The 25,102-nt window shown below is 45.9% G+C and carries 21 protein-coding genes; 9 read left to right on the top strand and 12 right to left on the bottom strand.

The genetic code is table 11. The features are described from left to right. Positions 1-7: 7 nt before the first annotated feature. Positions 8-1,447: a pyruvate kinase gene (gene pyk / locus DXN04_RS03815; RefSeq protein ID WP_116851959.1), complete on the top strand. Its 1,440-nt coding sequence runs from the start codon at positions 8-10 to the stop codon at positions 1,445-1,447. Between the two features lie 64 nt (positions 1,448-1,511). On the opposite strand, the gene DXN04_RS03810 is transcribed toward pyk, so the two are convergent. Beyond that, positions 1,512-4,286 (bottom strand): TonB-dependent receptor, encoded by a 2,775-nt coding sequence (locus DXN04_RS03810; RefSeq protein WP_116851958.1) that lies wholly within the window; start codon positions 4,284-4,286, stop codon positions 1,512-1,514. Between the two features lie 206 nt (positions 4,287-4,492). On the opposite strand from DXN04_RS03810, the gene DXN04_RS03805 reads away from it, so the two are divergent. The 4 genes from DXN04_RS03805 (at position 4,493) to DXN04_RS03790 (ending at position 8,478) form a co-directional block, all read left to right on the top strand. After that, a complete protein-coding gene (locus DXN04_RS03805) occupies positions 4,493-5,479 on the top strand; it encodes a helix-turn-helix transcriptional regulator (protein ID WP_116851957.1) in 987 nt (328 codons plus the stop codon). A gap of 40 nt (positions 5,480-5,519) precedes the next feature. Then, positions 5,520-6,878, top strand: coding sequence for an NAD-dependent succinate-semialdehyde dehydrogenase (locus DXN04_RS03800; RefSeq protein ID WP_116851956.1), 1,359 nt, complete (start codon positions 5,520-5,522; stop codon positions 6,876-6,878). 50 nt (positions 6,879-6,928) lie between these two features. Then, entirely contained in the window at positions 6,929-7,873 is a 945-nt protein-coding gene (gene coaA, locus DXN04_RS03795; RefSeq protein ID WP_116851955.1) for a type I pantothenate kinase, read from the top strand. A gap of 74 nt (positions 7,874-7,947) precedes the next feature. Next, complete coding sequence (locus DXN04_RS03790; protein ID WP_116851954.1) at positions 7,948-8,478, top strand: YceI family protein; 531 nt, start codon at positions 7,948-7,950, stop codon at positions 8,476-8,478. Positions 8,479-8,535: 57 nt separating this feature from the next. On the opposite strand, the gene DXN04_RS03785 is transcribed toward DXN04_RS03790, so the two are convergent. Continuing rightward, complete coding sequence (locus DXN04_RS03785) at positions 8,536-9,807, bottom strand: glucosidase family protein (protein ID WP_147319827.1); 1,272 nt, start codon at positions 9,805-9,807, stop codon at positions 8,536-8,538. Positions 9,808-9,848: 41 nt separating this feature from the next. Here DXN04_RS03785 and DXN04_RS03780 point away from each other — a divergent pair, with 41 nt between their 5' ends. Then, positions 9,849-10,583: a GntR family transcriptional regulator gene (locus DXN04_RS03780; protein WP_116851952.1), complete on the top strand. Its 735-nt coding sequence runs from the start codon at positions 9,849-9,851 to the stop codon at positions 10,581-10,583. Between the two features lie 72 nt (positions 10,584-10,655). On the opposite strand, the gene tssD is transcribed toward DXN04_RS03780, so the two are convergent. The 5 genes from tssD to DXN04_RS03755 all read right to left on the bottom strand — a co-directional run bounded on the left by tssD (position 10,656) and on the right by DXN04_RS03755 (position 14,900). Further along, positions 10,656-11,045 carry a type VI secretion system tube protein TssD gene (gene tssD, locus DXN04_RS03775; protein WP_072361749.1) on the bottom strand — a complete coding sequence of 130 codons (390 nt, stop codon included), beginning with the start codon at positions 11,043-11,045 and terminating at the stop codon, positions 10,656-10,658. 182 nt (positions 11,046-11,227) lie between these two features. After that, positions 11,228-11,740, bottom strand: coding sequence for a type VI secretion system TssO (gene tssO, locus DXN04_RS03770; protein WP_116851951.1), 513 nt, complete (start codon positions 11,738-11,740; stop codon positions 11,228-11,230). A gap of 29 nt (positions 11,741-11,769) precedes the next feature. Continuing rightward, positions 11,770-12,945: a hypothetical protein gene (locus DXN04_RS03765; RefSeq protein ID WP_116851950.1), complete on the bottom strand. Its 1,176-nt coding sequence runs from the start codon at positions 12,943-12,945 to the stop codon at positions 11,770-11,772. A gap of 26 nt (positions 12,946-12,971) precedes the next feature. Continuing rightward, positions 12,972-13,826, bottom strand: a complete 855-nt coding sequence (locus DXN04_RS03760; protein ID WP_116851949.1) for a TssN family type VI secretion system protein — start codon at positions 13,824-13,826, stop codon at positions 12,972-12,974. 117 nt (positions 13,827-13,943) lie between these two features. Further along, on the bottom strand, positions 13,944-14,900 hold the full coding sequence (locus DXN04_RS03755) for a type VI secretion system baseplate subunit TssG (protein ID WP_116851948.1): 957 nt from the start codon (positions 14,898-14,900) through the stop codon (positions 13,944-13,946). A gap of 164 nt (positions 14,901-15,064) precedes the next feature. Here DXN04_RS03755 and DXN04_RS03750 point away from each other — a divergent pair, with 164 nt between their 5' ends. From DXN04_RS03750 to DXN04_RS03740, 3 genes are all read left to right on the top strand, one after another. Then, positions 15,065-16,129: a PKD domain-containing protein gene (locus DXN04_RS03750; RefSeq protein ID WP_116851947.1), complete on the top strand. Its 1,065-nt coding sequence runs from the start codon at positions 15,065-15,067 to the stop codon at positions 16,127-16,129. Positions 16,130-16,139: 10 nt separating this feature from the next. Further along, a complete protein-coding gene (locus DXN04_RS03745) occupies positions 16,140-16,571 on the top strand; it encodes a GPW/gp25 family protein (protein WP_116851946.1) in 432 nt (143 codons plus the stop codon). 118 nt (positions 16,572-16,689) lie between these two features. Then, positions 16,690-18,522, top strand: coding sequence for a type VI secretion system baseplate subunit TssF (locus tag DXN04_RS03740; protein WP_116851945.1), 1,833 nt, complete (start codon positions 16,690-16,692; stop codon positions 18,520-18,522). Between the two features lie 44 nt (positions 18,523-18,566). Here DXN04_RS03740 and DXN04_RS03735 read toward each other — a convergent pair whose 3' ends face one another. The 5 genes from DXN04_RS03735 to DXN04_RS03715 form a co-directional block, all read right to left on the bottom strand. Further along, a complete protein-coding gene (locus DXN04_RS03735) occupies positions 18,567-19,598 on the bottom strand; it encodes a lytic transglycosylase domain-containing protein (protein ID WP_116851944.1) in 1,032 nt (343 codons plus the stop codon). Continuing rightward, positions 19,595-20,470 (bottom strand): hypothetical protein, encoded by an 876-nt coding sequence (locus tag DXN04_RS03730; RefSeq protein ID WP_116851943.1) that lies wholly within the window; start codon positions 20,468-20,470, stop codon positions 19,595-19,597. Before DXN04_RS03730 ends, DXN04_RS03735 begins: the two co-directional genes overlap by 4 nt. Positions 20,471-20,598: 128 nt before the next feature. After that, on the bottom strand, positions 20,599-21,981 hold the full coding sequence (locus DXN04_RS03725; protein WP_116851942.1) for a DUF5458 family protein: 1,383 nt from the start codon (positions 21,979-21,981) through the stop codon (positions 20,599-20,601). Between the two features lie 23 nt (positions 21,982-22,004). Further along, complete coding sequence (locus tag DXN04_RS03720) at positions 22,005-22,448, bottom strand: hypothetical protein (RefSeq protein ID WP_199414978.1); 444 nt, start codon at positions 22,446-22,448, stop codon at positions 22,005-22,007. Positions 22,449-22,497: 49 nt separating this feature from the next. Next, on the bottom strand, positions 22,498-24,936 hold the full coding sequence (locus DXN04_RS03715) for an AAA family ATPase (protein WP_116851940.1): 2,439 nt from the start codon (positions 24,934-24,936) through the stop codon (positions 22,498-22,500). Between the last annotated feature and the right edge of the window lie 166 nt (positions 24,937-25,102).

Below are 25,102 nucleotides of genomic sequence, written 5' to 3'. Positions count from 1 at the left end.
AAGAGCTATGAGTACACAAGATATATCTAAACACAAAACGAAGATAGTTGCCACAGTAGGACCGGCATGCGACACTTACGAAAAATTACTGGCCCTGGTAAAAGCCGGCGTAAATGTGTTCCGCCTGAACTTTTCACATGGCTCTCACGAAGACAAGCTGCGCATTATCGAGCATATCCGCCGCATTAACGAAACTGAATCTTTCAACGTGGCCATCCTGGCTGACTTGCAAGGTCCTAAACTGCGCGTAGGTGAAATCGCTAACAATGCTCTGCCGCTGACTCCAGGTCAAATCCTGACTTTCGTAAATGAGAAAGTAGTTGGTACCGCAGAGAGAATATATGTATCTTATGCAGACCTGCATAAAGATGTAAAACCAGGCCAGAAAATCCTGCTGGATGACGGTAAGATCGAAACTGTAGTAAGAGAAATCACTGCTGCAGGTGAAATCAAAGCTGAAGTTACCCTGCCAGGCGTTCTGTCTTCAAAGAAAGGTTTCAACCTGCCGGATACCAAAGTATCTCTGCCAGCGCTGACTCCAAAAGATGTAGAAGACCTGGAATTCATTATCGACCACAACTGTGACTGGGTGGCCCTGTCATTTGTAAGAGATGCTGCTGACCTGCAACTGATCCGTAAACGCCTGAAAGAACGTAACTCTAAGATCAAAGTTATCTCTAAGATCGAAAAGCCAGAGGCTATCGCAAATCTGAAAGAAATCATCTGGGAAAGCGACGGCGTAATGATCGCTCGTGGTGACCTGGGTGTGGAACTGCCGGTAGAGCAGATCCCAATGATCCAGAAAGATATTATCCGTAAATGTATTCACCGTGCTAAGCCGGTTATCGTGGCTACCCAGATGATGGAATCCATGATCGACCGTACCCGCCCTAACCGTAGCGAAATCACTGACGTAGCTAACGCGGTACTGGAAGGTGCTGATGCCGTGATGCTGAGCGGTGAAACTGCAACTGGTCAGTTCCCGGAACTGGTTATCCAGACTATGCGTAAGATCATCGGTGAAGTTGAGAAAGAAGAAATCATCTACAACCGTAACCTGATCCCTCACCGTCACTCTCCAACCTTCCTCAGCGATGCACTTTGCTACAACGCTTGTAAAATGGCTGAAGACCTGGAAGCGAATGCACTGGTTGGTATGACCCAGAGCGGTTACACCGGCTTTATGCTGAGCAGCTACCGTCCACGCTCTCCGCTGTTCGTATTTACTAAAGAAAAGACTTTGGTGAATCAGCTGAGCCTGAGCTGGGGTGTACGTGCATTCTACTACAATGAAGAAATCGGCCTGGACAACATCATCAAAGATCAGATCAGCATCCTGAAAGATAAAGGATACCTGAAAACTGATGATATCGTTGTAAACACTGGTTCTACTCCGGTAGCAGAACACCTGCCAACAAACACTATCAAAGTTTCTAAGGTGCTGTAAGCTCCTTTTAAATTATAAAAGAACGGCTCCCGCTACCGGGGGCCGTTCTTGTTTTAGGAGCAGTTTAGAAATCCAATACTATCCGGGTAAACAATCTCATACCATTCACACCCATCTGCACCGGATCCCAGGCCCCGCCTGCTTCTCCATCGAAAGCCGATAACTTCGCCCCCTGCACATAACCTAAATCCGGATGTACATTAAATACATTATCCACACCTATAAACCAGTTAATGTGTCTGTTGAATTTATAACTCGCATATAAGTCCGTCACTACTTTTCCTTTGTATACAAACAGTTCAGGCACCGTCTTCCCCCCTTCATCCAGTTCTACAATTGGATTGATGCCTGTACCTGATAAATCTCCGGAATAGCCATAGCCAAACAATTCGACCTTACCAAAGTAGGTGAGGTGCGAGCCAAAGCTGATTTTATTAATTCCATATTCCAGGTTCAATCCCATTTTCACCGGCGGTGCTGAAGCTTTTACAAACCGCTGCTCACGGTCGCTAAAGAAGGACTGACGATGTACATAAGTGTCATTTAACTTAGCAGGTACATTGATCTGGTCAATATTCATATGCTGGATATTGCCGGTGAATAAACCGCGGAAATGCTGATTGCTCCAGCGTTTGTTGTAATCCACCACGATATCCACACCGTAGTTGGTCGTATTCACAGCATTGGCAAAGAACTGTGCATTGTCGATGTGCAGCGAGTTCAGGGTATTATATACTTCTTCATCAAGGGTTGTATCGCTGGCACTGAACTGACCGGAGAGCACGATACGGTCTTTTACTTTTACATAATATCCGTCTACCGTCACCGTCAGCACTGGCAATGGTTTCCAGGTAAAACCAAGACTTGCATTGACAGATTTTTCCTGCTTCAGATCAGGGATGCCTGCTGCTCTTGTAATGGCATTGTAGTTAGGCGCGATCTTTACTTCGGTAATGGTGCCTCCCTGTACATTGGTGTACTGGGAACTGTAGTTGATCTGTTGCAGGGAAGGTGCCCTGAAACCAGTGCTGACAGAACCCCGGATATTGAAGTTGTCTGTGAGTTTGTAACGGGTAGCCAGTTTGAAATTGGTGGTGAAACCGAAGTCGGAGTAATTTTCCCCCCTGACAGCAGCACCTACCAGCCATTTATTTGTTACATCCCATTCAGCATCTACATAAGCTGCTATGTTGCTGCGATTGGCCGCCACTTCATCACTGGGGCGATAGCCGGGGAAACCCTGTGAACCGGTGGCTTTATAGAAAGTAGGATCGTAATTGGTGTATGAGGCTTCCTGACCTGCATAGATGCTATACCTTTCATAGCGGTATTCTGCGCCGAAGGCAAGGTTCAGGGTATTAATCGCTTTTGTGAAGGTGGCATTCGTGGTGTTCTGTAAGAACGAGAAGCCACCATCATCGAAGTGCGTGGGCGTATTTGCTCCCATGGAAGCGTTGAAAGTCTTGTCGCCAAAGAAATGAAAATTATTCCTGCCCAGGGTATTACTCACATCCCAGGTCCAGCCTTCTCCAAATTCGCCCTTTACGCCCACAGCAGCAGAGAGATCGCTGACATGGGTCTGGATATGAGGATCGAAAATGGTATCACCAGGTACGGCATACATAATATCTTTATAGAAGATCAGGTTGCCATTGTCGTCAGTAGGAAAACGGTCCGGGTGCCCGGCAAAAGAGCGTGAATAGGCGAAGGCATCGGAACTCTTATAGTTATAGCCGCCAAAGGCATACAGGGTGGTCTTTCCCGTACCAAAAGGTACTTCCATGTTGATCATTCCACCCCCATTTACACGGGAGCCATCGCCGGCCCCTCTTCTCACACTGTTGACAGGCAAACCATCTTTGTGATTCAGGTTCGTATCCAGGTTCTGCCTGTAGGTTTTACCCTGCATGAGGAAGTTGCCCGAGAAGTTCAGGAAACCGCCGTTTTTACCTAATGGAAGGCCATAACTGAGGCCAAGGGTACCGGTATTACCATCGATAGGTACGCCGTATTGATATTGGGACTGCTTGCGGCCAAACCAGGTATTGTACTTATGGTCGTAATAACCAGCATAGCCTGCAGTCACATTGAGGTGGTTCACATCTTTTTTGAGGATAATGTTGATTACCCCTGCAATGGCATCGGAGCCATATTGGGCAGAGGCCCCGTCGCGAAGGATTTCGACCCTGTCGATAGCGGCTTCGGGGATGGCATTGAGATCGGTACCTGAATTACCACGGCCACGGGTGCCATAAACGGCTACGAAGGCAGTCTGGTGCCGTCTTTTACCATTTACCAGTACCAGGGTCTGGTCAGGTCCCAGGCCCCTGAGGGTGGCCAGGTCAATCATATCTGCGCCATCGCTCCCGCTTTGCTTGTTGTAGTTCAGGGAGGGGGCGGCCATATTGAGCACTGCAGTCAGGTCTGTTTTGGCGGTGGGCAGGGCTGCCTGGGCAATGGGGATCACATCAACTGGTACAGGGGTTTCCGTTCTGGCCCTACCTGTTCCCCGGCTTCCGACGAGCACGACCTGGTTCAGTTCCGAGACGGCGGAGACAAGTTTTACGTCGACCACGGACCGGCCATTGACCGAAACGGCCTGGGGATTAAAACCGATGGCACTGATTTCCAGCACATCGCTGGCTTTGGCCTCGATGGTATATTCCCCGGACTTGTTGGTCAGGGAGCCGGAGCTACTGAGTTTGACCCTTACAGTGATTCCTTCTAACGGTGCGCCAGTGGTGGCATCTGTGACTTTTCCGGTTACTTTTTGTTGTGCGCTGGCTACAGTCAGGCAAAGGCATAGCACTGCCAGACAATACACGATTTTGGTTGACATATTTACAGGTTTGGGTATGATTAAATATAATCATTTTGGGTCATAATAATATTACTCACTAAAATAGGTAGCTGTATAGTTTGGATTTAATAATGCTGTCAGCCGGGGATTCAGGTGATTTTTGAAAGAAAATGACAGGGATGTACTACACTTATTTATAAGCATTTTGAGTACCAAGGGATAAGGTAAGCCGACTTATATCTGATATGAATTTAATCAGACAGGCAGAACAACAAATTTTCGCCGACTTTGTCCAGGTAGAAAATGTCCCCGAAATTATGCATTCCTACATCGTTCCCCATGCAAGAAGAACGGTATACGGCAATGCCCGTGTATTTGTATTTAAGCAATTGCTGGAAGCTCCTCCATTCAGGGTATGGCAACATCATGCTATCACTTCCCAGGTTACAGAAATTCATCCCCATGTAGAAGTACCCGGTTTACATTTAGGAGTTACCCTTAGCTCACTGAGTGTGTATTCCACAATGCGGGGTGGCATCTCTGAACATGTGCAGCAGGGAGACCTGAATTTGTTTTATGTCACCCACGAAGAAAAAGCGGTGACCATACACCCGGGTACACATTGCTTTTTTAACATCGGGTTTAGTGAAGCTATACTTCCTTCACTGATGGACAATACCTTTCTTGAAACATGCATCCTGCCTGCTATTGCAGACAATCTACGGGGTGGTGTGATCAATATGAATCCTGTACCACTGGATGCATATGGTACATTACTGCTTGAGCAGATCCGCAATCCTATGGGATGTAATGATTTTGCACGCAGCAGGTATATAGGCAAGCAATGTGAATTGTTACTGATACATTTCTTTGCACAGCTGCAAAAAGAACCCGTAGAATATCAACCACTCACTAATAAAGATGTGAATAGCATTGATAATGTGAAGGCTTATATCAAGGCGCATACTACCGGTATTCGCACTTCAGAATTATGCCAGCTCTTTGACATCACTTTAGAGAAATTACAGGATGGTTTCAGTTATTTGTATGGTACAAGTGTGGAAGCATTCGTGATCCTGTGGAGGCTGGAAAAAGCAGCAGGCCTGTTGACAACAACAGGTGCAGATCTGGCAGTGATTGCCAGGGAAACTGGTTACAATCATGAAGCTGCTTTCGTGAATAGTTTTACACGGTATTATAATTGTACACCTGACCAGTTCAGGAAATTATAATCCTTACTTTTACACCTCAGGGAATCAAAACTTTATTCACATGAGTACCTTCAAGAGTATTAATCCATACACACAGGAAACCATTGCTGAATATACAGCGCACACACCATCAGAACTGGAACAAAGATTAGCGAAAGGGCATCAGGCACATCGGGCATTGAAACAAACTTCGCTGGAGCAGCGTTGCAAGTGGATGCAACAGCTTGCAGACCTGCTGAAAGAGAAAGCAGATGAACACGCTGCGATCATCACCGGGGAAATGGGGAAAACACTGAAGGAAGCAAAGGCAGAGGTATTGAAATGTGCAACTTCTGCCGAATACTATGTTGAACATATCAGTAGTATGCTGGCACCAAAGGTCATTCCATCCGATGCGCAGCAGAGTTATATCTCCTACGAAGCGAAAGGAATCATCCTGGCTATCATGCCCTGGAATTTTCCTTACTGGCAGGTATTTCGTTTTGCCATTCCAAACATTCTTGCCGGTAATGCAGGCATCCTCAAGCATGCCAGCAATGTAAGCGGTTGTGCACTAGCTATGGAGCGGGCCTTCCTGGAGGCGGGTTTCCCGGAAGGTGTGTTTCAAACCGTACTGGTGAATTCAAAACATATAGAACCATTGATTGCCGACCATCGTGTACAGGGTGTGACCCTGACGGGAAGTACTGCTGCGGGTATGAGCGTAGCAGGGCTGGCAGGAAAATACATTAAGAAGACGGTATTGGAACTGGGGGGCAGCGATCCCTTCATCGTGCTGAAAGATGCGAACCTGGAGGAGGCTGCACGTACTGCTGTGAAGGCCCGTTTTCAGAACGCCGGTCAGTCCTGCATTGCTGCAAAGCGCTGGATTGTAGACCAGGCAATAGCTGACGAATTTACGGAACGGGTGACGACACTCATACAGCAAATGAGCCAGGGAGATCCTAACTTGCAGACCACTGACATGGGGCCAATGGCTCGTCCGGACCTGGCAACGGAGTTAGGACATCAGTTACATCAGTCAATCGAACAGGGTGCGAAACTGATCACCGGCGGGCAGCGTTCCGGAGCAAACTTTGCCCCTACCCTGCTCAGCGGCGTACAACCAGGTATGACGGCCTTTGACGAAGAAACATTCGGTCCACTGGCAGTCATCATTAACGCTGAAAATGAACAGCATGCAATTGCCCTGGCAAACCAGACACCTTATGGACTCGGATCATCCATCTGGACCAGCGATCCCGACAAAGCAAGAAAACTGGCTACACAGATAGAAAGCGGCAATGTATTTATCAATGCCATGGTGCGATCAGATGCCCGGCTGCCCTTTGGTGGCGTAAAACAATCGGGATATGGCAGGGAACTTTCCCTGGAGGGCACACATGAATTTTTGAATGTTAAAACGGTTTACATAGCTTAGCACCCTGAAACAACGGAATCGAATCAACAGGTCAACAGCATCTAAACTAAATGACACGGAATAACTACGCTCCCTATATCACTATTGCCCGTGAAGAATGGGCAAATAAAAGTGATGAACCCACGGAACACCTGATCAAAGATCTGGATAAGTTGCATGGGTTAAATGAGCCGCTAACAAAGGAAGAAGTTACACAAATCTACGTGCCGCTGTCACGCCTGCTAAACCTGTACGTAACAGCTGCGCAGGAACTGCATGCTACAACAAATACCTTCCTGGGTAGCAAGGTGACCAAGGTGCCCTATATCATCGGAATTGCAGGTAGTGTAGCGGTTGGAAAAAGTACGACGGCGCGTGTATTGCAAAGATTGCTGGCTGCCTGGCCCAATCATCCGAGAGTAGCGTTGGTAACTACTGATGGGTTCCTGTATCCCAACAGGATATTGGAACAGCGGGGGATCATGAACAGGAAAGGTTTTCCGGAGAGTTATGATATCAGGAGATTAGTACAGTTCCTGGCGAACTTAAAGTCAGGCAAAGAAAAGGTGGCAGCACCACTGTATAGTCATCTTGAATATGATGTGCTGGCGAATGAAATGCAGTGGGTGGAATCACCGGATATCGTGATCGTGGAGGGTGTGAATGTATTGCAGGTGCGACCAAGGCCACAGGGTTCGCCGGAGCCAAGTATCTTCGTATCTGACTTCTTTGACTTTTCTATATTTGTGGATGCGGAAGATAAAGATTTGGAGCAGTGGTATATAGAGCGATTCAAATCACTGAGAACAACGGCGTTTTCTAATCCGGAATCTTATTTTCACCGATATGCACATTTGACGGATGCAGAATCAGAGGAGATAGCCAGGAAGATCTGGAACGAAATTAATAAACCCAACCTGTTGCAGAATATATTGCCGACGAGGTTCAGAGCAAGCTTGATACTGGAGAAAGGAAATCATCACTTTGTACAGTCGCTGAAGTTAAGAAAGACTTAAAATATTTGAAAGGTTTTGCCAGTAAGCAAAACCTTTCTTTTTTCGCATACATTTAGACTAAATATTCAAGCACAATGAAAAAACTCCTCCTTCCTGTCACAGCCCTCATTATTTTAGTAGCGTCAGCATTTACGGTTCTCTCAGGACCTGATTATAAAATTGCCGCCGGCTATGCTGTTAAGTTTTCGGCTTCAGGTGCCAATGGTATTTTTAAGGACTTAAAAGGGAAGATTGTATTCGATGAGCAACATCTGAATACTTCTAAATTTGATGTAACGATTGACGTATCCAGTATCAATACGGGTAATGGTTTGAAGAATACACATGCAAAAGGTGATAAGTGGCTGGATGCGAAGAAGTATCCGGCTATTACATTTACATCTACAGAGATTACAAAATCAGGTAGTGGATATATTGCAAAAGGAGAATTGACCATGCATGGTGTGAAGAAGCCGTTTTCAATTCCGTTTACATTTACAAAAGCGGGGAATGGCGGTACTTTTACAGGGAAATTTGATGTGAACAGAAGTGATTTTGGTGTAGGTACACCGGGGGGTAAAGTGGATGATATTATTAAGATGGAGGTGAATGTACCTGTGAACTGATTTAACTGAAATAAAAGGCATGTTTATATGTTTGTACATATAGACATGCCTTTATTATTAATGTCTCCTGGCCCAATCCTTCAGCAGCGTAATGGCATCATACAATACCCCAGCTTCTCCCCTGAAATCCCCAGATCCTTTTGGTGCACCTGTCTGCACATCATACCACTCATAAAAGCCATGATGGCTGAGCGCGCGGTCCAGCATCGGACCAAGTTCTTCATAGGCTTCTTTTACCATTCCCTGTTCAGTAAGGGCCTGGATCATTCTGCCCCCAAACCAGGTCCAGTCACCGGCGTTCTGGTAAACATAGGGTTTCATGTTAGGAAACTCCTTTTCAGGATATGGTGGATAAACGGTGATACCGATGGTAGCATATTTCTCTTTGGCCGCAGCAGCCAGCATTTGCCGGTTGATACTTTTGATCTCCCTGGTGGTGTGGAAACCAGCTAGAATGGCGCAGACAGAACCCCCGGTGTAAAGAATTTCATCCTCTTTAAAGTCCGGAGAAAAAGGGCTGCCATCCAGGTAGAGATGTGGCAGGTATTTGTTTTTGCCTGCTTGCCAGAGATATTTGCGTACGTTATTTTTCAGTTCATTATAGAGGGGGAGGTAAGTAGCGGCATCTCCTGACAGTTCAGCATATTCTTTGAGTGCAATAGCGTACATCGCATTGTCATAAATATCGATTGACCACTTTGTATGGTCATTGATCACTACTCCCCAACCCTTTTCAGGCTGTACGTCTCCCCAGTCAATAGTAGTTGCCCCTGTCACCAAATTATACCGGGATGACCAGCGTGCATTGTGTACATATTGCAGCGCAGCAGCCAGGCGTTGCAACACGGTCTGGTGGTCAATCACGGTGTGCAGGATGCCTGTATCGCCGCTATGCCTGACATATTTGTATACTGCCTGTACCAGGGAGGATTCCTGGTCTGTTTCCACCGTGTTTTTGTGGGCAGCCCATTCAGGAGCGAGGTCAGAGTAGATGTAATCATAGCCTGCCTGTGCTTTTTGTTTGGGAATCATACCATCTACAATGTTCCCATCCCTGCCCTGCATGTGGAAAAACAGGAGGAGCATTTCTTTTACTTTTTCCTTGTCGTGAACGACCAGGGAGCCCTTGATAAAGGTGTTGAAGTCCCTGATCCAGACTTCTCCATAGCTGGCGCCTGCGGTGAAACCTGTGAGGAGTTGTAGTGCTCTTGCCTGGATCGTATCCAGGCGCTGATCCGCCAGTATTCTGGCAGCGAGTGCTTTTTGCTGTGCAATGGCCGGCAGGGTAAAAAGCATGAAATAAGCGAAGAAGAAGACCTTTTTTATCATAGTATGTATATACATGCAAACATAATGATTAATTTTGGCAGATGAAAATGAGTATCGACCATCAGAATCCGGTCCCTTTACATATACAGGCAGAGCAGCTTTTGCGGAATATGATCAGGGATCCGAAGTATGCGGGCGGGCAGTTTTTGCCGAATGAAGTAGAGCTGGCGAAGCAACTGGCGATATCCAGGTCTACTTTGAGGCAGGCGCTGAATAAACTCGTGTATGAGGGATTGCTGGTTCGAAAGAAGGGTGTGGGCACAAAAGTGGCGGAATTAGAGCGGATCAGTTCAAAGGCGAAGAACTGGATCTGCTTTACACAGGAAATGCAGGCAAGGGGCTTAAAAGTGCGGAATTTCGAATTGCATGTAACCTGGGTATTGCCCGATAGTGATACGGCGGAATTTTTTGGTATTGCTGCTACGCAAAAGATTTTGAAACTAGAGAGATTGAGAGGGACACCGGAGGGACCTTTTGTTTATTTTATTTCATGGTTTCATCCGAGAATTGGGTTGACGGGTGAGGAGGATTTTAAGCGGCAGCTGTATGATATCCTGGATAAGGATTATGGAGTGATAGCAGTGCTGTCAAAAGAAGAAGTAAGTGCGAGAGCAGCAGATAAATTCCTGGCGGGGAAATTAGAAATTGATGCGGGGAGCCCGGTATTGTTCAGAAGAAGGTTTGTGTATGATAAGAATGATTTGCCGCTTGAATATAACCTGGGATATTATAAGGCGGATAGTTTTGTGTATACTGTTGAGAGCAGACGTGAATAAAATATATAAGCCCCTCCGCGCCAGCAGAGGGGCCTCTAAAAAGGGCATAATTTTCTTTAGCAAATCATACCACTACTTTACCCATTCATTAATATGGGAAGCATTACCCATGGCAATTTCACGGGCAGAGATAGTGAATGAAACCATCATTGGATTCTGGTTGTCAGCATCGAAGGTTTCTTCGAACTTTACCAGGTATCCTTCCTTGAAGTTGAGTGATTTCAGTTTAGCATCAGAATCTCTTTTGTAGAATGTGATAGTACCATCCTTCCTTTCGAAGTTGTTTACCATCCATTCAAACAAATCGGTATCACCATTAGATTCTACTGTTAATCTGATGCGGCCACCGCGGGTAATTGCTGAAGGGCGACCAGTTGCATCTACTTCTTGGGTGAGGTCGTAGCTACAGTGTTTAACAACCATCTGTTTTCCTGCTACTTCAAACACGGATTTGAATGACATGGGTTAAATGTTTAAGGTTTACAATAAAGAATTAACAATTAAGGGCTATTTATTTATTTATCTATTTATGATGCTCAAAATTAAAAATAATTCTTTGGATAGCCAAGCCTGACCAGCCTTAAAACCTTACTTTAACAAATTATAATTTTAATCATTTATCATTAATGATATGTATAAAACAATTACCTGCTTCTCATTAACTGCCTGTTGTAGTCCAGCTCACTCCGTGCATTTTCAAGTTCTTTGTTCAGATCATTGATCTTCTCTTTCAGCTCCGCGATGCTCTGTTGTGCATTGGATAATCCACGTAATTGCTGTTTACTTTGTTGCAGCAAAAGACAGTTCTGTATGATGTTTGCATACAAACCATAATGACTGACCGCATCCTTAGGTATAGAGTTACGCATACTCACCAGGTCCTGTGCTATCACCTGATCCATATAATTTGCATTCTGGTTGGGCAGGTTGATGGAGTCAAGATTGTTTCTCACTCTCTCCAGCTTTGCCAGAAACTCTCCCTGAAATGCCTGCTCCTGGCGGAATGTAGCCAGCTCCTTACGCAGCTCTGCATTCTCGCGGCTTGGCACCTGGAAGTTGAAAAATATGGCCAGGACAAACAGCCCTACTGTAACGATAAAAAATAACAGGAACCATAAAAAAGCGGATAATCTTTCCTGTTTGTTCAGTACACGCATGTGATATTAAATTGAGTTGAAAATGATGATCAATCTGTGAAAAACCACTTCTTGGTTTTATGCTTGCGAATGTATTCCGCATCTTCTGCTGATTCTTCTTTTACGAAGATGCCACTATCCATCTTACGACCGATATAATCCAGTCTGCTCAGGCTTTCGAACAACTTGTTTATCGCGCGTACAAAAGGAATCATAGGTTGCAGGCACTCTCTTACATCTGTGTGTTTATAACGGATATTTGCACAATTTACCATCAGCGTTTCCAGTTCTCCCTGTTTCAGTTCGCACCATTCTGAAAAGTAATTCAGCAACTCTTCTTTCCCTGCACTCGCACGCTGATCGATCGCATTCTTCATGGTACGTGCCAGGCCGGCTATCACTTCCAGCATAGCGGCAGGTGTCTGATAAATACCTAACCAGCGGAACTGGGAGATCCTTGTGCTCAGGTATTGTACTAATCTTTCTGTGATGTACAATACTACCTGTGCCAGGTCATTATTCTGATTGCGTGAATAGACTTTCTGTACAATGTGTACGCCATAGAGTTCCAGTTGGCCGAGGAACTGATCCAGCTCCTGGTGCAGGTCTGCCAGCGAAGGATGTGCATACACCATGGTACATGGCGGTATGTAATCATCATCCATTTGCGGACGACCATCTATGACATTGATACGCCCCAGGATCATCTGGTAACTACCCAGCTGCCCCTGTGGTAACTGGGAAGCAGGTGTTACATACAAATGATATTCTGGTGTAGCATAGGGCAACCTTGGCGGATCTTCATGCAGCAAGGGTTCGCCGCTTGGCTGACGATCGAATGGGTTGATCTGTATGAGAATATAATATGCACTTTCTGAGTGTTGTGGATCCCAGTTAAATGTAGCTTCCGGAAAGGTAGTCGCATATTTCAGCGAGTGTACAGTATGTTCGGGGATCTCAATTCTTGCACCACCGGGAGTAACGGCACGACATTCAGTGAGCTTGATTCTCCATTGCTGCTGATTGTCGGTTACAAACCAGCAGCGTAATGATTCTTTACTTTCTGCTTTTGCAGGCAGCAATCCGTAGTTCTGCGCATGCAATCCGCTGGAAATAGCATCCCTTATCTGATCCAGCATTGCGTTTTCTGTTTCAACGAAATGCTGCTTCTTTATCTTCATACCATCAACCCAGTTGACGGGAAAATATTTGAGCGGTTCTGCCATGGATGAATAATTTTAAAATGTAGGGATTAATTGATAATAATTCGGTTACAAATAATGACGCTGTTTTCCTGCATACCATTCATGAATACGGGCTTGTCAGGGTCGAGGGTTTTGGCGGTAAACGCCCATTTTGATTTCAGGTGGAATACCCAGCCATATGGTTGTCCGTTTGCATCCACTACGTCAATCGGCGTATTGGGATAACGGTCGTTGTAGTCATTGATAAAATGATAGAAGAGGTCGCCGAGGTCCATCTTGATCGGTGTACGTGCGCGGAAATAGGTGCGGTCATGATCAGTCACTTTCTTTTCCAGTTCGAACCCGATTACGATCAGGTCACGCATATCATCTTCGTTCACTTCCGGCAGTTCCTGGTAAGCAGGATATTGCCACCACTTGAATATCTTGGCAGGAATCGCCATCATTTTCTCAAAGGTCTTGTACACAAATGTAGGCAATGCAAATGCGAACATACAGGTGAGTAAGGGGTAAAATGAGAATTCTCCTTTTGCAAACAGGTGCTGGATAAGAATGAACCCGATTCCACCAAACAACCAGATGGCTACAATGAATGCCAGCTCTGATCCAAAGGAATCATCACTGCCCCAGAAGCGGGTATACATGAGGTTACAATGTACTACGCCCAGGCCCAGGAACCATACTTCGTAGAAGATATACTGGCTCATAGAATTCTGGTGTGTAAAGAGGAAGGGAATGGAACTGATCACAGCAAAAACAAGTACCATAATAGCGAGGTACCAGAGTGCCTTTTTCTTATATAGGGAAAAGTTTTTAATATAACGGCTCAGCAGGCCCACTATCAGGGAGCCGATAGCCATAAATGCCGCCAGTACAATGTAAATCTTAGCTTTTAGTATCATAGTTTATTTCCTCGGAAAGGGTTAAACCTGTTGGATGATCTGGGGTTGGAATACTCCGTTGGGCCCGGAATCATACCTTAAGGGTATATAACATGCAAAAATAGTTCCATTTAATGCTCACAGGTAAAAATTATAGCCCCCCAATCCCTCTTTTTCCTGAGAATCAGCCATAAAGACGCGGCGTTCATCAGGGTGGGGTTCCAGGATTGTCTCCACTTCTACATCTGCCGGAACCAGGAAACCAATACAGGTCTCTAACAATTTGCCATAAGGCTGCCAGGGAAGAAAGTCGTGTACCCTGTGCTGTTGCAAAGGGCCAATGGTAATTTTCCAGACAGGCATATCGGTAAAGAAAAGGTCGCCGGTCATTGAGTCCAGCCCCAGCCTTGAATCTCCCAGGGGTACTGCACTACCTGTCTCCACAGCTGTAGGTGTATCTTCCTGCACAATCTTAACCGGCTCATCCAGGATCGCCTTCAGGTACAGCTGTACCAGCGGCAGGTTGCCAGCTATGCGATAAATGTATGGCAACAATTTAACCAGTTTTTTAAGGGCTGTTTTTGGCAGGTCAGGTCTGATACCCCAGAAAGACAGGAATAATTCATCTGCATCTTTTCCAAATGCATCAAAGAGTAAATGTTTTTCTTTTTGCTCCAGGAAAACTCTTTGCAGAAAGAATTCATTTTCAAGCGGGCGGAAAAATTTCCTGGCTTCCTGTTGTTCTTTCTGCTGACGTTTGTAATTAAGGACCATTTCCCTGACAGAACGCTGTTGCTGCTGGGGTGTGAACTGGTGGAAAATACCCTCCGGCAAACGATCGTACAGCCCATCACGGGAAAGTGTAAGCGAAATAAACGGATGATAAGGTTGCGAATCATCCAGTTGAGCATCTAAAATATCTTTATTGAAAGACCGTACAAAAACGTTTTGATTTTGTACAGCAATTTCTTCGGCACGCACATGATTATCCAACAACTCCCCCACTACTACTTCGGCACGAACATCATAATGCAATTTGCTGATATGGTCTATCACTTCTTCCAGCACCGCGGCTTTTTGGGCATTATTTACCATACGGGTTAATTTAGGTTTTTCTTGATCTCTAATTTTTCAGGGTTACATACTAACAAATATCACCAGATTTCACGGATTCAAATGTTAAAATTTCAACTACGAATGTAGGTAGTTTATTAATTTCTCTAAAAAAATATTTAAAATTGCAGAAATACGAGAAACCTATGACCCCAAGAAAGTCCGCAAACGAGCGAAAAGTTACTACGTATAGACCATTCAGCAAGATAACAAACCATATCGACCCAATGGTACTGTACACATTCCTTGCATTACTTGGCATCAGTATTATCATACTGGCTTTCCAGGTGACCGGCCGTGAAGATTGCAGCCAGATAAGCATCGAGCTGGCAAGCCGGAACAATGCAGGCAAACACACTTCTTTCAGTACAGGAGAAGTGATCACCTTCAAGGCTGCTACTACTGCAGCCGACAACAGCGGGCTCACCTGGGATTTTGGTGATTCTACAGCCACCACTTCGGGGCTGCAGGTTTACCATGCTTTTACCAAGGCTGGCACTTATATGGTTACCTTGTCACATGGCAAGTGTACCTGGCACCAGGAGGTAATTATTATCAATGCTTTAGCAGATAACACACCAGCACCTGCAGCCGACCTCTACCCCACTATCGATGGTCCGGAAGAAGTGCTGGCTGGCCGTCCTGTTACATTCACCAATAGTACTTCAAATGCCCGTACATGGCAATGGCAGCTGCTGCAAAGAGGCGCTGAAGTGCACAGTGGCCGTGCTGTCACTTACACCTTCTCCTCGCCCGGTGAACGCATTTTGTCACTCATTATCAATGGCGACAGCAGCAAGATGGTGACCAAACATATCATGGTGTTCCCTGCACAAAGCAATCACCAGGTGCCTGACTTTACGCCAATGCCGTTCCCTGAAGAGAACAAAACACCTGAACCGACACCGGTACCGGCAGTACCAGAGAAGCCTAAAGTGCCTTCCGTATCAGACGATGAATTCAAATTCATGCTGAGCCAGGTAGTGGATAAACAGAAGAACGCCAGTGACTTCTCAGCATACCTTTGTGAAAACATCAATGCAAGAGTATTGCTGAATGATAAGGATACTGATACTTTCAGTCACTTCTGCTCACGCATTCGCGGTAAGAGAAGATTTAAGATCGAAGTCGTAAACCTGATCAAAGATCAAAACGGCTGCGTGAAAGAAATACGTGTGCGCTATGACAAGAAATTCTTAGGCATTTTTTAATCATTAAAAAATGAAACAGCAGTATTATAAATTACCGATGGACTTCTCCAGAATTTTGCAGAAGCAGGATTTGCCGGATGTAAACCTGGAAGAATCAGTAGGACAACATATTCAGTTGTTAATCACAACCGTACTGGGGGAGAATAAAGACGATCCCCAGTATGGTTGCCAGTTGTGGGACAGCGATTTCGATATCAGGGCTTCGAACAATGAAGTGAAGGAACAGGTAGAATTGTCAATCAGGGCTTCTATCAACAGGTATGAGAAAAGACTGACGCAGACAAGAGTTGTGGCGCAGATCAGCCAGGAAGAGTTGATGGGCATTAGTGCAAAGAAAGTGAAGAAGAAGATAAAGGTGACAGTGACGGGGGTATTGGCAAGGAATAAGACGGAGTTCCATTATAGCAGTTTCTTTTACGTAAGTCCATTGTCATACGATTAGCGTCAGCGGAAAATTTAATGATTGCTCTGCAACCATAGAAATTTTTCCAGGAGAAATTACACTTCCGGCGGGGAAATAAATTCGCTGTAATTAATGATTAAATTTAAACCCTTAACCCTTGGCTAAAGAGCAAAAAGAACGAATCAAAGACCGGATGCTTAAAACAGCCGCCAGGCTGTGGGGATACCCTGATGCAGAGGTAGAAACCTCCTTTGATCCCATTGTACAATTATTACTGGAAGCCTGTGCCAGCGAACTGGAAAAAATCTCAGGCGAAGCCGAGGTATCCCACGCAAGACTGGTAGAACGACTGGCCCAGATCATGATGCCTGAACCCATCACCAGCAGCCAGCCAGCCTACGGGATCCTCCATGCCAGCTGTAATGAACGTACAGCAGCACTGACACCTGACCACCAGTTTTTTTATTCACTGAGGAACGGCTTCAATAGCCAGGACCTCTTTTTCATGCCCCTTACACATCATCGCCTGTTCCGCGGACAGGTAAAATATAGCGTGATTGGCGGTAAACTATTTGAGACCAGGGACCATTGGTTCAAAGAACAGGTGCTCCAGGGCAATTTACAGGCCGATACGCCGCCTAATCATCTTTGGTTGGGGCTAAGTATGGAAGGAGCACATACCTCCGCAGAAGGGCTCTCATTTTTCTTTGACCTTCGCAACGTACACCTGCAGGAAATGTTCTATCATTACCTGCCACTGGCTAAATTTTATGTAGGTGAAACTCCCCTGCAGGTTAAAAGTGGCTATACCCATAGCAAGAGTACCGCTGAAGAAGACCTGGAAGCCATCATGCAACCAGCCTTCGATACAAATACCCGCTATAGTCAGCAGGTGCTGCAAAGATTCAAACAGCATTTCCTGACCATCACCAGCACGGAACCTTTACCAGCTGCGATGCCCTTTCCCCCGGCCCTGCACCATGTATTTGGCCAGGGTAGCAGCAGGTTGCAGCAGGAGATCGTGTGGCTCAGGATTGAATTCCCGGAGACGATCCGTCATTCCCTGCTGGAAGACCTCTTTTGCAGCATTAACTGCTTCCCGGTCATCAATAAGAAACTGAACGAACAATCACAGCGACTCAACAAGTACCTGAACATTATGCCACTCCACACCAATGATATCTACTTTGATGTGAAGCGCGTGTACGATGTGGCAGGCACCGATTACCATGTACGCAACTTCACGACCAGTGGTGAGATGCAGGAAGGGGAGCTTGTGATCAGGAGCAGTGGTATCGGTCGGTTCGACTCCCGGGAGGCAAAGGAAATCATTGCCTACCTGATTGAAGTAATCAGGGATGAAAGCTCCCTCTTTGAAGAAGTACGCAATGACTATGTAGCCAGCAGGATGCGCGAACTCCACCAGTTGATCGCTTCCCTGGAAGAACAGTTACAACCTACGGCCAACAGGGGGAATATTCCTTACCTCATGATCAAGCCAAAAGAAAATGCGGACTACCTGTTCTTAGAGTTCTATACAACGAATGGCAGCACTGCGAATAATATCCGTATGGGCAGCAAACTACAGGAGTATGGCAGCGTACAGTTACAGCCTAACTCCATCACCATGCTGTCGAATACACAGGGCGGTAAAGACAGGTTGAGTATCGATGAAAAGATCAACCTGTACAGGTATCACCTGCTGACACGCAACAGGATTGTGACACCGGAGGATATCAAGGCAATGGTGCGGTTTGTGATGGGAAAAGAGCTGAGAGAAGTGAGCATTGTGAAAGGGGTGTCTGTAAGACCCGGTGCATCAGAAGGCTATAGCAGGACGCTGGATATTAAGATCACGCTATCGAAACCAGCGAACCTGTATGCGGAAGGAAGTTTGCTGTATATGAAAGATGAGATGTTGCAGCAACTGAAGGAGAATGGCACAAACAATTATCCGTATAGAATATTCATGAATGAAGTATTGATGTAATAAAGAAGCCGCCTGTATGGGCGGCTTCTTAAAAAAATTCCGGCTTATATTTTCTGTAAGCGTACCTCTCCTCCTGTTTTGAGCGTCTCGGGTGTTACTCCTTTTTTGCCTCCCGCATCACATAGCACCACCATATTTCCAAACCCGAGATCTACGTAAATCCGGTTACTCACCAGCCATCCCCTCCCCGAAAGTTTTGTCTGTTTCCGGATATATACACCATTTGCCTGCAGATCATCCAGCAACAGGATGCTTACCAGCTGCCCATCCTCAAAGCTTTTACTGCTCTGCATCTTAGCTGCCAGTGTCGTCACTGTCGCCTTCTCCGATTTAGCACCGATATTGATTTTGATACTTCTAAACCGTTTGTCCGATTCTATGGAAGGTCCGGAATTAAAGACGGATGCATTCACCGTTGTTTTATTGAACACATTGTAACCAAATTCCGGGATGTACAATTCAGGGAACTCAAACAATTGCTTGATCGCAATAATTTTGTAGATATACTGTGCGGTTTCGCTGTTCAGCATCAGCTGGTAATAATCGCTGCTGCCCTGCTTGCGGATATTGCGGGAAATGTTGCCGGGGCCACAATTGTAAGCGGCAGCTGCCAGGGTCCAGGAGTGTAACTGATTGTAGAGTTGTACAAGGTATTTACAGGCTGCATGTGTAGATTTCAGCAGCTCATTCCGCTCATCATTTGAATCACTTACGTCCAGTCCCAAAGTAGTAGCGGTGGCCGGCATCAGTTGCCATACCCCCTGTGCCCCTACGACGGAAGTGGCATTTGTAAAGCCACTTTCCACAATAGGTAAGTATTTAAAATCTTCCGGTATATGGTATTGCTGTAAGATGGGCACGATGAGCGGAAAATACTGTTCTGACCTGGCCTTCAAAGCCGGCAGAAAATTACGGTGACGGAGATGGCCCTTGATCACATCCATCAGGCGGTAATTTACAAAGTCCCGCTCCATAGGCACAGATTCCCCGCAAAAGGCGACCTGCTGCGCAGATAGCCCTCCTGTTATCATACAACAGGCACAAATAAGGATGATATGGAGATAGCGTTTGATCATTTAGTGACCATATATTTTGGCAGTCCTGCCATTGGCACGTAAAGAACGATCTGGTTTTTAGTTGCTGCATTGTACATGATGAAGATAAGTTCATCTGCCTTCTTCAATACAGGTGCAGGTGTTACAAACACTACGTTTTCTTCATCCCGTCCGCCAAAAAAGGAGGGTCCTTTTTTGTACGCAATGGGCAGATGATGCAGTGTGGTGGTATCGGTATGTACCTTATGCATGATCGTTATTTTCCCGACCTGGTAAGGAGTACCGCTTTGGTTCTTAATCCTGAAACACAAATACATCAGGTTATTCAGACTCATCGCCTGCGAAAAGGTCACCGTAATATCTTCTGAGGTGGTTTCATACTGACGCTGCACTTTGCGTTGTTTTATAAAGTCAGCTGCGATATTACTTACCGTCACGGTATCAATATCCGGTACCGGGGCGTTATCATCAGCTGCCGGCTCGGCAGAAGTGTTAGCACCGGTTGAAGTACCACCTGCATTACCTGTGCCACCAGTGGCAGGCCTGGATGCTGCTGCATTGCCAGACAGGTTGTACTTGAGTTTTGACAGTTCAACCTTTTCCCTGTAGGCCAGGATCATGTAAAAAATATTGTCTCCCTCCCTGATTACCAGATTGGTCGGTCTTGGATTTGCCACTACCGGCCGGATAAATACGACATTTCCATCTACGATGCGATAGTCGTAATCTGAATTTTTTCCATCGCCAATTTGAAATGTGCTGATGGATGATCCACAGGTAATAAGGGTGACGGCGCCTTTCGTCGTGATAATACTGTCTGGTTGCGTTTGCCCTGAAGCATTGCTCCAGGATAATAAGCAAACACAGAAAACGCCTAATAGCAATTGCTTCATCGGTCTTTTTCCTTGCTTTTGTTTTTATGTTTACAAAAAATGCTCACGGCTTAAAAAACAGGCTCCCCCTCCAGGAGGGGGAACTACAGTTTGTTTATCATCAATAAGTTAAATCGCCGGGAATCATTTTATGCTTTGTCCTGCTCATATTCAGTATTCCATTCGTTAGCATCTTCCCCTTTGTGACCATCCATTTTGATCAGGAAGTTCTTGGCAGGGAAGTATGGTTTCAGGTGTATATCGAGGTGAATACGATCTTTCTGTAAAGCATCCTGTTCGAAGCGACGGATGTTGAAATCTTCAATCAGTTTATCCGGTCCCGTGATACTATCCAGGAAGCGGATGATTTGTTTCATCAGGTCCTTGCGGGTATTGGCATTAAAGTTTTCAAATGCACGGCGGTTCAGGAAGTCCATCAGTACCTTGGTCACGTAGTCAAATACACGAACTACAGAATAGGTTTGCAGACCAATATTATCTCCATTGAACAAAGTTTTTGCACTGAAGGCCATTACCTTGCCGTATTCTTTAACCATGGGGATGAGGCCCATTTTTTCGAGGCTGGCAATTTCACTTTTCTTCAGTTCGAATTTCACGCCATCTACTTCGTTGATACCACCGAATTTTTTACCGGCGGTTACCTGCGACATGAGTGTTTTATAGATCTTACCTGCCAGTGCGCCGGAAGGGGGAACGTAAAGATTGTCCTGTTCATTGATCTCGTCAAACTTGCCACGGCCTACGAGCCAGTTGGCGGTCATGATCACATTGGAACGATGAATCTCGCCACCAGTCAGGTTGGCCAGTTCAAACATTTCCATCACGTCGTCTGGTGCATCCAGGTGAGAGAAGTCTGTCACCAGCATGGCTTTGTTTTCGTAGGCGATCTTCGCCCATTTCTCCAGCACCTTGTTGGAGCCCAGGTAACCGGGCAGCACCAGGAGGCTATAGTTATCACGCAGGTCAAGGCGATCGTAGTTCTGCACCAGTTCCTGATGAATGGCATCGATGAAACGGGTATTATCCAGGTCTTTGATCTGATCAGCTTCCACATTGATGAAGGAAATATTCTTCACCTTGTCGGACTCAGTATTTTTAAAGAACAGGGCGACGTTGCGGTAGGACTGTTCCAGTTCCCTGGTAGCTTCTACAGCTTCGGCCAGGTTATGGGTGAGTACATTGCCAGCCTGTTCGGAATGTTCAGTACAGTAGGTCACCATATCCGGAAGGTCCTGTGCTTCGGTGAGCACTTTCTCCCAGAGTTCCAGTGTTTTTTTCAGGTATTCTCTTTCTCCTTTTTTGGAGCTTTCGGTCAGGAAGATATTGCGGCGGGCTTTACGTTCGGGGTTCAGGTTTTGTACGCCTTCAATGGTGCCTTCCAGCAGATCGAATCCACCGTATTTGGCCAGTATATCAAGATTTTCCTGTAATGATGCGGATTGCTTTTGTCCGGGCGCGGTTTGCAGTTGTTCTTCCTGCTGTCCCCCCTGTTGTTTTTGTAATTCTGTCATGGGTAAGAATTAAATGGTACGAACTACTTTTTCAGATCGGCGAGCAGCTGTCTGATAGAACCGAGTAAAGCTTCTCTGGCGGAAGGGTCTGCCAGTGCGGCTTTCAGGATCTTGTTTGTTTTCAGGTGTTTCATGATCCTGAGATACTGTTCTTTCTCGGTAGCGAGATCGTTCAGGAATTGGCTTTGGGCGGTAATACCTTTCACGCCAAAATCACCCAGGTTATGAAATTCCAGGTTTTCGGGTATGGTACGGCCTTCGGCATCATGAAAGAGCATGTTTACAGTGGGTTTGTAATGCTCAAACACATCTTCCACAGACGTTAATCCCTGTACTATCTCTGGTTTAACAGGGGTTTGCTGGGTCAACTTTTCAGCAAACAGGGTCCGGTTGTGGGAGATTTCAACAATGGCCTCATTGGCGTCGAGCTTCACCTCGGTGCCGCCAATTCCGTAATTATCATTCATAATAAATGGTTTTTACTACAATAAATGCGCTATGGTTCTACATTCTAAGTTAACGAATATCCCAGACTAATCCACCATTTCCATCCACATCCAATGCTACCTGCCGGTGTGGTTGTAAACTCCCTTCTATGATCATTTTTGAAAGCGGCTTCCGCAGTTTGGCACGAATCACTTCTTTCAGCGGTCTTGCTCCGTACTGTGGGGAATATCCTTCTGCGGCCAGCTGTTCTTTTGCTGCGACAGACACTTCCAGTTCAATTTGCTGTTGCTTCAGCAATTGCAGCAGGTGTTGCAAGTGGATGTCAAATATCTTTACTACATTTTCTGCCTGTATGGGTCCAAACGGCACTATTTCGGTCAGTCGGCCTAAGAATTCAGGTCGGAAATTCTTTGCCATAATTTCCATCAGTTGTTGTGATGGAGGGATGATGCCCTGGCGGAAAGAACTGGCAATGATTTCACTGCCTATATTGGATGTGAACAGGATAAGGGCATTGGAGAAATCGCCTGTTTTACCAAGACGGTCATGCAATTTACCTTCATCCATGATCTGTAAAAATATATCGAATACAGAAGGGTGGGCCTTTTCAATTTCGTCAAACAGTACAACAGCATAGGGTTGCTGACGGATTTTGTTAACCAGCAGACCACCTTCTTCGTAACCAACATAACCCGGAGGGGCTCCATACAACAATGCGGCTGAATGTTCTTCTTTAAATTCAGACATATCAAACCGGATCATGCTTCTCTCATCCTGGAACAAAAAATTTGCCAAAGATTTGGCCAGTTCGGTCTTCCCGGTGCCTGTAGGGCCAAGGAAGAAGAAAGAGCCGATAGGCTGCCCCGGCCGGCTCAGCCCGGAACGGGATTCGAGAATCGCCTCGGATACCGTTTTCAGGGCATGATCCTGGCCTACTACCCGCTTGCGCAATTCTACATCCATGTTCACAAGTCGCTCACGCTCACTACTTTGGATCTTCCCAAGTGGAATACCGGTACTTTCGGCAATCATGGTAGCCAAATCCACGGTTTTAACCGCATTGTGGACTTCCGTGACATAAGTATCGAGTTGGGCCAGGATATCGCCTAAAACGGCCTTTAAAGTGGCAACATCTTCAATCTTCGTTACCTCCTGTTCAATATGCAGTCTTGTAGTCAGCAAAGCACTCAGTCGCTGCATACATTGCTGGTACCACCAGAGAAGTTCAGTACGGTCCTCTTCAATCGCTTCAAACTGCTTCCGCAAATCGGACACTACCTGTTTTCCGGTATCCGCTGTAGTCCGGATGGCAGCCAGGGTACGATCCAGCAAATTGATTGCACTATCCGGCAGGCTACGTTCTTTCAGATAACGGCGGGAAAGGCGGATCGCTTCAGTAATCACCTCGTTATCCACAGTCAGGTTGTAATAACTTTCATAATCAGGAATGACTGCTTTGATCATTCTTGCTGCCAGCGATTCATCTGGTTCTGCTAAGTTCATGGTCTCAAAACAATGACGCAACAGGCTATCCGGTTCTATCATTTTGCGGAAACCCTCAGGTGTACAGGTACCAATGACAATAATTTCACCCTTTCCGATAGCGGCTTTGAGCACATTGCCCATCCCGCCTGCAGAGCCGGGCTGCTTGTCCAGCAAGGTATGCAGGTTGTCAATGAATAATACATGACGACCTCGCTCCTGTAAATGAGCGATAATTTGCTGTAGCCTGTCTTCCAGTTCGTTCTTATAAGCAGCGCCGGCTATGAATGCGCCATAGTCGAGTGCATAAATATCAGTATGCTGTAACTGTGCAGGGACTTGTTTTTGCACGATCGCCCTTGCGAGGGCTTCTGCCATAGAAGTCTTGCCCACACCACCTTCACCGATCAGGAGAATGCTGGAACGGCCTTTACGGGAAAGGATTTCCTGCATGGTACGTACTTCTGCATCCCTGCCTGCAAGCGCATGCTTCATTTGCAGGAACTGTGGATCAGTGAGGCGATAAATGTATTTCAGTTTCCCGGCAGCAGCTGTTTTTGGAATGCCGTTCAGGTTAGGCTGCGGCACATCTTTAATGAAATGAGTAAGCAGCTGTGTACGCTGTACCGGAAATGATTTGAGTTGTTCGAATGTAAAACCTACACCGGGGGTACTGATAGCTACCAGGAGGCACCAGGCATCTGCCAGATCCATATCGTATTCAAGCCTGATAGCATCAGCTTCCTGCAATACGTTGGCGGCATTCTCATCAGCCTCAGGTTCGTCCGGAATCCGGGACCCTTTGGGTAATCCGTCCAGTCTCACTTCAGCCCATTCTTCGAGGTAATAGACATCAATCCCCATTGCCTGCAAGGCTGCAGTGAGATTCAATTCTTTGTGCAAACATGCCAGTAAAAGGTGTGCAGGAGTATATTGCACATGCTGATGTTCTTTGGCCAGGGCCTGGGCAATACGTATGGCAGCCTGCACCTCCGGAGCTTGAATTGTATAAGTAGCCAGGGTCATTTGGATGATCTAAGGTTTTTCTAAAAATATTATCCGATCAAGGGTTAATACTGTTTTGGGTCATTATTTCGCGGTAAAGATACGCGAAAATGTATATAAATTATTTAATAAGCGGTTAATCATTAAGGTTTTCCTGTTTACTGTTGGAACGGTAAAAGGACCTACC

Source organism: Chitinophaga silvisoli, from assembly GCF_003412465.1.
GTDB lineage: Bacteria > Bacteroidota > Bacteroidia > Chitinophagales > Chitinophagaceae > Chitinophaga > Chitinophaga silvisoli.
The sequence above is the reverse complement of the archived record's forward strand: the minus strand, read 5'-3'. Positions and strand labels throughout refer to the sequence as shown.